Genomic DNA, 9,798 nt, shown 5'->3' with positions numbered 1-9,798 from the left:
TCAGTATCCTTAATCTGACGAGATGGTTGTATGGTATCAGGGGTAGTTGTGTTGTCGCCTTGGTTAGTATCGGTGTTATCACCTGAGTCGTTATCGGCGTTATCGTCTTGGCTGCCACCATTATTCTGGTCATCGCCCGGGGCTGGGGTGGTACCAGCTGAATCGTCGGTTGCGCCTGAATCTTGACCTGCATCGCCTGACGGACTATCAGAATCTGAGCTGTCTTGGCTATCACCATTAGCCTGATCACCACCTGGGGTTGTGTTTGAATCAGTTGAATCGCCTGGTGTGCCTGGATTTTGACCTGCATCACCTGACGGATTGCCTGAATCTGAGTTGCCTTGGTCTTTGTCTGTTTCTGGCGTTTCATCATCTGGCGCTTGAGTTGACTGGTCGACTTCCTCATAATAGGTTGCCAATTCATAAACTTCAAAGGCTTGGTTGCCATGCTCTAGCTTGATGTCCAGCAAATGTTTGACACCTTCTGGGACAATCAGCGTTTTGAAGCTACTGTCCAGCTGTCCAAGGACAATCCACTTGCTTACCACATCACGGTCATGCTGCTCTGCTATTTCCTCAACCACGCGAGCCTTAACGGTAACCACCTGACCATCAGCGAGTGTTGACAAGATTGTCACATGGTTATGATGGGTGTTTTCAGACAAGTGATAAGTGAGTTCCCCAGCTTGACCTTGGGTGCGATAGCTGGTCAGGAGGCGTCCGTCAACAACATGCGTTGCCAAGGAGTCTTGAGTTTCTGCGCCACTTGTGACAACGGTTTGGTCATTAACAGTCTTGACAAATTCGCCGTCGTTAATCACCAGTTCAGTAAAGCCAACAAAGCGGTGGGTGTAATCTGCAGTGAAGAGAACCCGCAAGTACTTGGCAGTAACTGGAGTCGTCAGACTACCCTCGATATAGCGATTACCTGGTTGTGTGCTATCGTGAGTCCAACCATCTGTCAGAGAATCCTCCCGACGTGGGTTTTCCTGACCATCACCAACAGTCACGACATCTGTCCAGGTTTGACCATCTGGGCTAATCTGAATCTTACCGTCGCGCAAGTAATTCTGAGTGCCATCTTGGATATAGGCACGAATTTTGCGTACCGGACGCTCACTACCTAGGGTCAGAACGATATTGCCACCTGAACGTGGGTAGTCAGAAAACTCTACAAAATTATTGAGTTTGCCATCAAAGAGCTCCGCGAGATTGTTGCGGTTACGCACATCAGAGGAACCGTAGGTAGAGTGAATGCCCATAGTAGTTGACGTCAAGCTGTCTGGCAAGATTTCCTTGGTCTTAACCACCAAGGCTTGTGCCGTGATAGACTGATTGCTACTTGTTTCGTTGATAAGACGAACATACCGAACCAAATCTTGTCTGTTAATCTGGTCATTTCGATACCATTCGACACCATTTGGTGAATAGAGGAGACTGAGTTGATCGTTGCTTGCTCCTGTCAGAGCGATACTTTCCAGCTGATGCAATCTAGCCAACTTCAAGCCGATATAATCAGACGGTTTCAGTGTAGCGTCAGCCGGCAGAGCTAGGCGATAACTGTCCTGACCAAGAACTGTTCGTGCGTCTGCAAGTTCAGCAACAGAGGTCTCTGTGTAATCGGCTACGCCTTCGTTACTCTCCAGTTTGAACTCGGCAATCCGCCACCATTTATTCATGGCTTGAGCATTCTTAATCCGAACAGCCTTGGCTGTGACAGCTGTCGGAATGTTAATGGTCGTATCACCATTAACATCCGCCAATCTATGCCAAGTTTGACCGTCTGGGCTATATTCCACGACACCGCGACCAATCTTGTCGCCCGTGCCTTGGACAATGATCACCTTAGATAGCGGCGTGGCTTGTTCGAGATTAAGCTGTACCCAGCTATCAGCAGGGGTATTGTCCTGACCGTTGCTGTTTGCAAACATGGCTTCTGTGGCAGGGTTGTTGTCTAGTGCTTGATCTTGACTGGTGCTGTATTTGTAAATGAGGTTACTGCTGGTGGTAATGGTACCTGTCAGCTGATTGCTACGTTGCCCTTGTTCCAATGGACGGTTGATAGCAATCTCACGCACACCCAACCAAGTGTTTTCTTTCGGTGCTGTTGCAATGATACGGACCGCCTTGGCCTTAATCGCCAAATCTGTAAAGGTCAGTTGGTTTTCATTGCCGACATAGGCAGGACTATCCAGTTTCACCCAGGTATCTTGCTCGTTGAGGTATTGAACATCAGCTGCCGCAAAGGTATCTCGTAGATTGCTGGTTGCCCCCATAGCAAAGCCAAGACTGGTCAGCTCAATCGGACGATTGAAGGCTAATCCAACATAATCACCAACAGCAATACGGTTTGGACTCTGACTAAGCACTTGAGTGGTCAAGTCACCGTCTGTCAACTTGCTCAAATCACCTTGATCGAGGTTACGGTTGGTGATGAGGCTAGTCTGAATGACACTAGGGCCCAAGGCCTGTTCAATCTGACCTGCCACATGTTCAAAGAGATTGAGGATAAATGGACGGATGTGTTGGACACCCAGCTCAGCCGCCTCATAGTGATTCACATACCAGAACGTATGGGTCTTAGACTGATTGTAGCGATCCAGACCTGCCTTGTAATTATCCCACAGGGTCGCTTTGTCACCATTCAGGTGCTCGGTAGCAGTCAGCAGGCTATCCAGAGCAGTCATCTGATCAATGGTGTTATCCAACCAGTGACTGATTTGGTCTTTCATCCGCTCATGACCAGACGTCTTGTAGACTTCGGCTGCTGTTTTTAGCTTGGCAAATTCCTGACGGAGTTCAGAACGTTCAGCAGTCACATCATCCCCTGCTTTGAGCTTGTTGATGAAGGCTGTCAGTTTCGGAGCCAGCTCAACAGACTCTTCTAATTTCACCACACGGCTGTCCATGTTCTGGTTAATCATGTGCTTACCGAGTTCACGGAAGGCACGAGATGTCTCGCTATCCTTAAAGGTACCTGTTTCTGCAAAGTTAAAGGCAACATCATTGACAGATTTGGCTTGACTTTCTGAACCCCAGACTTTCCAGGTGTACTCAGCTGCATTGAAGAGAGCAATCTTAGATGGTTCAGACTGCTGCATCGGATTGAGCATGATGCCGGCAATTAGACTAGGGTCAATAGATGGGTGCAAAAATTTCTCGCCACCGCCCAAAATCAAGTGTTGCTTGGAGTTATCTGTTGTCGGCCAGTTAATCCAAAGTTGCACAGGACGATAAGCACTACCCCCAGCCTCCAGATTGGTCTTGAGGTTGTTCAGGAAGGCGCTAGACACTTCACCCCAGATACGACCACCTGTCAACGTCAGAGCACTGGTCTCAGGCAGATTGGCATTGAGAGAGCGAAGCTCTGCTTCACGACCATTACCCCAATACTCATGAGGAACAAAGACCATCTCCTTACGAAGACCGTTATAGGTTGCTTGTTTCTCGGTCAGCCAATCTGTCAAGTCACGCATGAGGCGATTGTAACTGTCATAACCACCTGCTGGTCGTGGCGCATCGTCTGCTAAAATGCCAAACTCACGCACTCCAACATCCATGAGCTGGGTAAACTTAGACTTGATAACCGTCAAATCTTCTTGATAAACGCTATCATTATCAAAGCGAACACGGTTATGCATGAATGGGTGCAAGGTCCACACATAGCGGGTCTTGCTTTGGTTACCAGCACGAGCCAGTTCTTTAATCTCAGCTAATTTTTCCTCAGGGTAGAGTTCGCGCCAACGACTGTTATGGTAAGGGTCATCCTTAGGTGCAAAGAAGTATTGGGTCAGCTTGAGGTCGCCACCGTAGCGCATCAGTTCGGCACGGTCAGCATTTGACCATGGATTACCGTAATAACCCTCGATGAAGCCACGGTTCTTGATATCTGCATAATCCTGAACCGTTACATAGCGGAGCACAGGCTTCTCACTATCCTTGAGCATGTGCTTGAGGGTTGTCAGACCATGGAAGACCGCATCGGTGTCCTTACCAACAACGGAGATACTATTGCCCTTGATCACCAGACTGTGGGCGTCAATCTTGTTGTAAAGCTCTGGGGAAATAGCAGAGCCTGCCTGATGGCGACTTGCTGCAGTTTCCTGACCATGAATGCCCAAGAAGATGTTGGTGGCACTGTCCACCGCTGCTTGGCTGGTGCTGTAAGAGATGTTATTGGCTTGCAAGGTCTCTTTGAGACGGTTGCGGGTGTAAATGTCAACGCCACTGCCAATGACCAGATTAACAGCGCCATCAAGACGCATTAAGCCATCACCATAAGTCACCTGTTGCGGCGTTGGGAAGACCGTATAGGTCTTGGTCAGGTAAGCAGGATCTGTCAAGGCTGCTGTCACATCCACTGTTGTCGGTGCTGTCCAGCTATCTGGCAATTCTTCTGTCCCATCTGTCACAACCTCACTCACTTGACTCGGCAAGATGGTGAAGGACTTGGTCACGATTCCCTCATAGCGCCCTAGACCTGTCACAGTCACCGTACCTTGCGTTTGGCGATTAGCCTGACCGATATTATCGGCGTAAGTCAGGCGATAATCGGTGTTTTCCACCAGAACCTGACCAGCTACTGTCACCACTGCTTGAGGGGTCAAGACTTGTCCAGTATGGGTGACGGACTGATGAGACAAGCTCACATGACCATCTGTTAAGGCAATCTTAGCTTCTGGGTCAGTCACTTCTCTCACACGGAATTCACTGACTGCCATAAAGCGATTTGGACGGTCTCCAAGCGTATTAACAGCTTGAAGCTTAACGTAACGTGCTTGTTTTGGTGCAAAGCTAACTTCTTGCCAGTCGTTGGTATTGCTAAATGTGCCAGTCGCAACACTTTCCCATGTTTGGTTGTCTGTACTTACATAAACTTCATAGTTGCTAACCTTACCATTTGAAGCACCATCTTGACGTTGCAAGTAAGCCAGACCGTCCAGATGTCTGATTTTTCCAGTATCTCCGACTAACCAAAGATTGGAAATGTCTGTTCCAGCACCCCACGCTGAATGCCAATGCGTGCTAAAGTCAAAGTCATTGGCATTAGTGACTGCTTCGGATGCCCGGTTTTCAACAGATCCAGCTGTCAGAGTGACCTCACTACGAGGCACATAGCGCTTATCCTCAGGTGTCCGTGGGCTTTCTGGAATCAAATGCACCGTATAAACAGCTGAGCGCGTCTTATCTTCTGACTCGGTAAAAATTCTAAGTTCTGTTTCACTAATGGGCAGAACCGTCACTGCTGGGTTATTGCTAGTATGACGGGCAAAGAAATCCCCAGTATCCGGTAAACGCATCTCTGTTCGGATACGATTACCTGTATGAACTTGATCCCCTAAATGAATTTCATTGATACTAGCATCACTGTGAAGATTAAATTGTTCAAGAGCTGTGTAAATTTCCAACTCTGCGATACCCACTGAAGACTTGCGACTTCCAATAGTCTCATCGGCGTTTTCAACAGTTATCTTAAATTCTACTGCTGGGACTGGTCGTTCCAATCGATAAGTAATCTTAGTTAAACCGTTAACTGTTTCTGGTGATGTTGCTGTTGCAGCAATCGCTTGAACTTCCTCTCCCACACCACGGCTCCAAGCAAAATTAACCGTTTTAGGTGGACGAAGAGAGGTTCTATCGCGATGATAGTAGGCCACTACTTCTGAGATATTTTGTGCTGTGTCATAAACAAATGTCAAGGTAGCGGTCTTCTGACCAGCTTGAGCAGCTGCATAGTTTGACCAGATGGTTGGGTTAGGACCACCATTCATATTCGCTGATACAGTCAACTGGCGATCACGAATAGCTTCCAAGGTATCTGAACCGTTAATATCTTGGGTCAAGCTAGCAGCTACGGGAGCAACATTTTGATCAATTGTTATCGTTTTAGTGCCTACACGAACACTAGCATAGACCCGTCGCTCTTCTCCGAGTACATTAGCCAGTCCTTCGACATAGACGATACCTTCTTGATTAAATTGTTCCTCCTCTGGAAGATGCCAAGTTACTGGGAAAGTAGATGATAATAGGCTACCATCTGCTAAGTAAGCTTGAACAGCATCCGGTAACTGTGGAACACCGCCCAGCTCAACAGCTGTGCTAACATTTTTCATGACAGCAACTTGATCAATGATGGAGACAATAACTTCTACAACAGATGGCAGTCCCTCTACTTGACCAACAGCAGTAAAATTACGACCGCTAGACAGTTTCTCTGCAATATCTGACGAATTAAAGGTTAAATGCTTCTCTACTTCTCGACCATCTTGATAGCGCACCATTGCCTTATCTGGTAAGGTTAACGCTGCCCCTTTCTTGATATAGATGGTCTTAGACAATTTATAGCTGTCTACATTCTCAGATGCCTGATGTTCTTTAGCAGTAACATGGAACGTCTGGGTGCTAGAGGTCAGACCATCTGCACTAGCTGTGACACGAACATCACCTGTCTTACCAGTCATCTTCAAGATAGCAACTACCTTACCACCGAAGGCTTGACGGTTATCATCTTGGTAGGACTGGTGATCAACAGGATTTCCGTTATCCATCGCAACCAACTCAGCAGGTCCTTCAACAGTCACTGTGACACGGTTAGTAGCATTAACAACAAGATTACCAGAAGCGTCTTTAACATCAATTTCTACATAGGCTAAATCATGGCTATCTACGCGTTCATCTTTCTTGGTGATTTGGCTAGTAAGCTGAGTCGCTGCCGTAAAGGTCTTAACCTCTTTGTTACCAATAGTTCGAGTTATTTCTCTATTTTGACTGTCATAGGCGATCGCTTTGATGGTTCCTGGACGATAGGCTACCTGCCAAGTCAAATAAAGGTTTCGATGTTCCTCGCGTTGCTTATCTGCCCCTTTATAAATCTTATAAGTGTAGCCCGCAGCTGTCCGTTCGGTCGTCAATTCCTTGGTGCCAAGATCGGTTTCCCGACCATCTGGATCAATGTGAATTAGTTTAACCTTATCTGCATTGGAGTAAACGACTACCTCAACATTATTATTGGCATCTTTCTTAACGACAGATTCTTCCCAAGCTGGCAAGACATGCAATGTCGTGTCCCCTTTTTGCCATTGGCTACGGTAGAAATAGTAAGAGTCTTTCGGCAGACCAGCCGTATCAACGATACCAAAGTAAGAACTCTTAGGTGCTCCCCAAGCACCGACAGAACCTGAAGATACAGCATTCCACGGTGTTGGTTCACCAAGATAGTCAAAGCCTGTCCAGACAAACTCCCCTGCGACAAAGTCTCGTTTAATGGTATCATACCAAGCCTCACTGGCGACATGTCCCCATCCAACCTTACTTTGATCATATGAAGTCAACTGACGATCCGATCGACGCTCATTGCCTTTGATATTATAAACACCACGGCTGTTAATAGCCGAAGCTGTCTCAGAACCGTAAATAATCCAGTCTGGATGGTCACGATGACCTTGGTCATACTGAGCACCATTAGCATAGTTATAGCCAACAATGCCTTTTGTTCCTGACTTATTAGTCAAGGCATTAGCCATCGCAATAGATGTCTGGTTAAGGTTTTTGAGCTTATTATCTCCCAATGTGGCTGGACGGGTTGGATCTATTTCTTCTACCCAGCTAAAGAGTTTAGCAATCACCTGTGGATAATTAGAGGTGTTGGCAGAAAAGCCCTCCATGACCTCATTACCCGTTGACCACATGATGATGGATGGGTCGTTAATCCCGCTTTTGACCATTTGCTTGATGTGGTACTCTGCCCAAGTTTGTTCAGGAGAGGTCACACCATTTAAGTTTCTTACGCTAGTACCAATCTGACGATTGAAGAAACGAGCATAGTCGTTTGTGTTCCCATTTTTAGCATGTTCCCACGTATCAAATGCTTCATCAATCAAGAGCATTCCCTTGCGGTTAGCGATGTCTTTCATAGCACGAGAAGCAGGGTTGTGGGTCACACGAACCGCATTAACGCCCATATCCTTGAGAATAGTGAACTGGCGTTCGATGGCATCGTAATAAGCACGCGCCCCTAGACCACCCTGGTCATGGTGCATGGATACCCCTTGCAATTTCAGGTTTTGCCCATTGAGTTTGAAGCCCGTATCCTTATCAAAAGCGGTATAACGGAAACCTGTCTCTTGATCCCTTGACTGAATCACCTGACCGTCCTTTAACACCTCCGTCCGAAGCACATAGAGATGAGGATTGTCGACCGACCAGAGTTTTGGCTTAATGACCGTTAGGCTATTGTCAATAGCCGAGCGAGCGCCTGCTGCTACCGCTTGAGGAGATGTCGTTTGGGTTTCCGCAACTGTCGTGCCTAGTGACCCATCACCCTGACGCTCGAACAAGGTATGCTTAACGCTAATCTGAGCAGTCTCATTGCCTTGGTTAATAACACTAGTGCCAATAGTGACGCGACTACCGCTAGCTTGGTCATGTGTTGTTTCCAAATCAGGTGTCCGAACCACCACCCCATACTCCGCCAAATGGACTGACGGAGCAAATTCCAAATGCACAGACCGGTAAATCCCTGAACCTGAATACCAACGAGAACTTGGGATTGGGTTGGTCACTTTGACTGCCAGAACATTTTCCTCATCTTTTTTCAAATGTTCCGTCAAATCAAAACTAAATGGGCTATAGCCGTAAGTGTGTGTTCCTAAGGACGTGCCGTTGATGAAAACTTCCGTCTCCATATAAGCCCCGTCAAATTGCAGGTTAACACGACCCTTAGCCGCCTCTTCTCCAATGGTAAAGGACTTGCGGTACCAGCCGATACCGCCAGGCTTGTAGCCACTTTCAGCCTCACCAGATGGGGTGTAGTCCTGGGTTAAGCTAAAATCATGTGGCAAATCTAGCTTTTTCCAGCTCGAATCGTCAAAGCTCTTGCTAGAAGCTGCTGCACTATCTCCCAGATTGAATTTCCAATCCTTATCAAAATTCACCACTTTATCCGTGTCGTTGTAATGATTGACCTTATGCCATTCCTCAGGTGATTCTGTCTGGGTAATCGTTTCGGATGGCTTGTCGCTAGATGGTTCAGCAGAGCGAGTGGCCACATTAGCAACAGCAGGGCTTGAGGAAACTGTAACACGAGACAAGTCCTCAGCAGGTGCTTCTGAAGTCACTTTTTCTGCATCTGACGAGCTCGACAAGCCTTGTTCTGCTACTTCGGACGCTTTACCTTCCTCGACAAGCGGTTTAACAGGCGCTTCATTTGCTACAGATTGTTCGTCTTCTTGCTTATCCGTCTGACCAGCGACTGGTGAAACAGGTGTTTCCGCTAAAACTGTTTCTTGTGGCAACACCCCAGACAAAAATAGACCAACCACAACAGAGCCAACACCCAGGCTCGTCTTACGGATGGAATAATGATAAAGCCGATTCAGATAATCTTTTCTATCTCGTTTCATACGTGATAGCAACCTCCTTTGATAAAATAATTTGTTTAAAAACACGACGTGAGTCGCAAACGTTTACAAATACAATATTAACAAAAACTAATTTCAAAATCAAGCGTTTACACAAAAAATAATAAAATCTTATCATGATAAAAGGAGGATGTTTTCCTGTAAATGCCCCTAGCTAACACTCTCAAAAATCAATCCTTATCTTTTCAATCCGCTCTAAACTTATCCACGTCTATAATGACAACACCTAAAAAAGACCAAGATTCCAGATGGATTTGAACCGCACCCCAAAAGTTAGACAGATAATCTAACGAATGGGGTGCTTTTTTATGAAATTGAGCTACGAAGATAAATTAAATCTCTATGAGCTAAGAAATAAAGGGCTGACGTGGTCCCAACT

Annotated in this window: 1 protein-coding gene; it reads right to left on the bottom strand. The window is 46.6% G+C overall.

Annotated features, from left to right (window positions below; genetic code table 11):
* On the bottom strand, positions 1–9,401 hold a 9,401-nt coding region (locus tag ACERC7_RS09865), incomplete at its 3' end, for a beta-N-acetylglucosaminidase domain-containing protein (RefSeq protein WP_373666840.1).
* Positions 9,402–9,798 lie beyond the last annotated feature (397 nt).

The sequence above is a fragment of the Streptococcus sp. E17BB genome, assembly GCF_041807725.1.
Taxonomy (GTDB): Bacteria; Bacillota; Bacilli; order Lactobacillales; family Streptococcaceae; genus Streptococcus; species Streptococcus entericus.
This window is presented reverse-complemented; position numbering and strand designations above follow the sequence as displayed.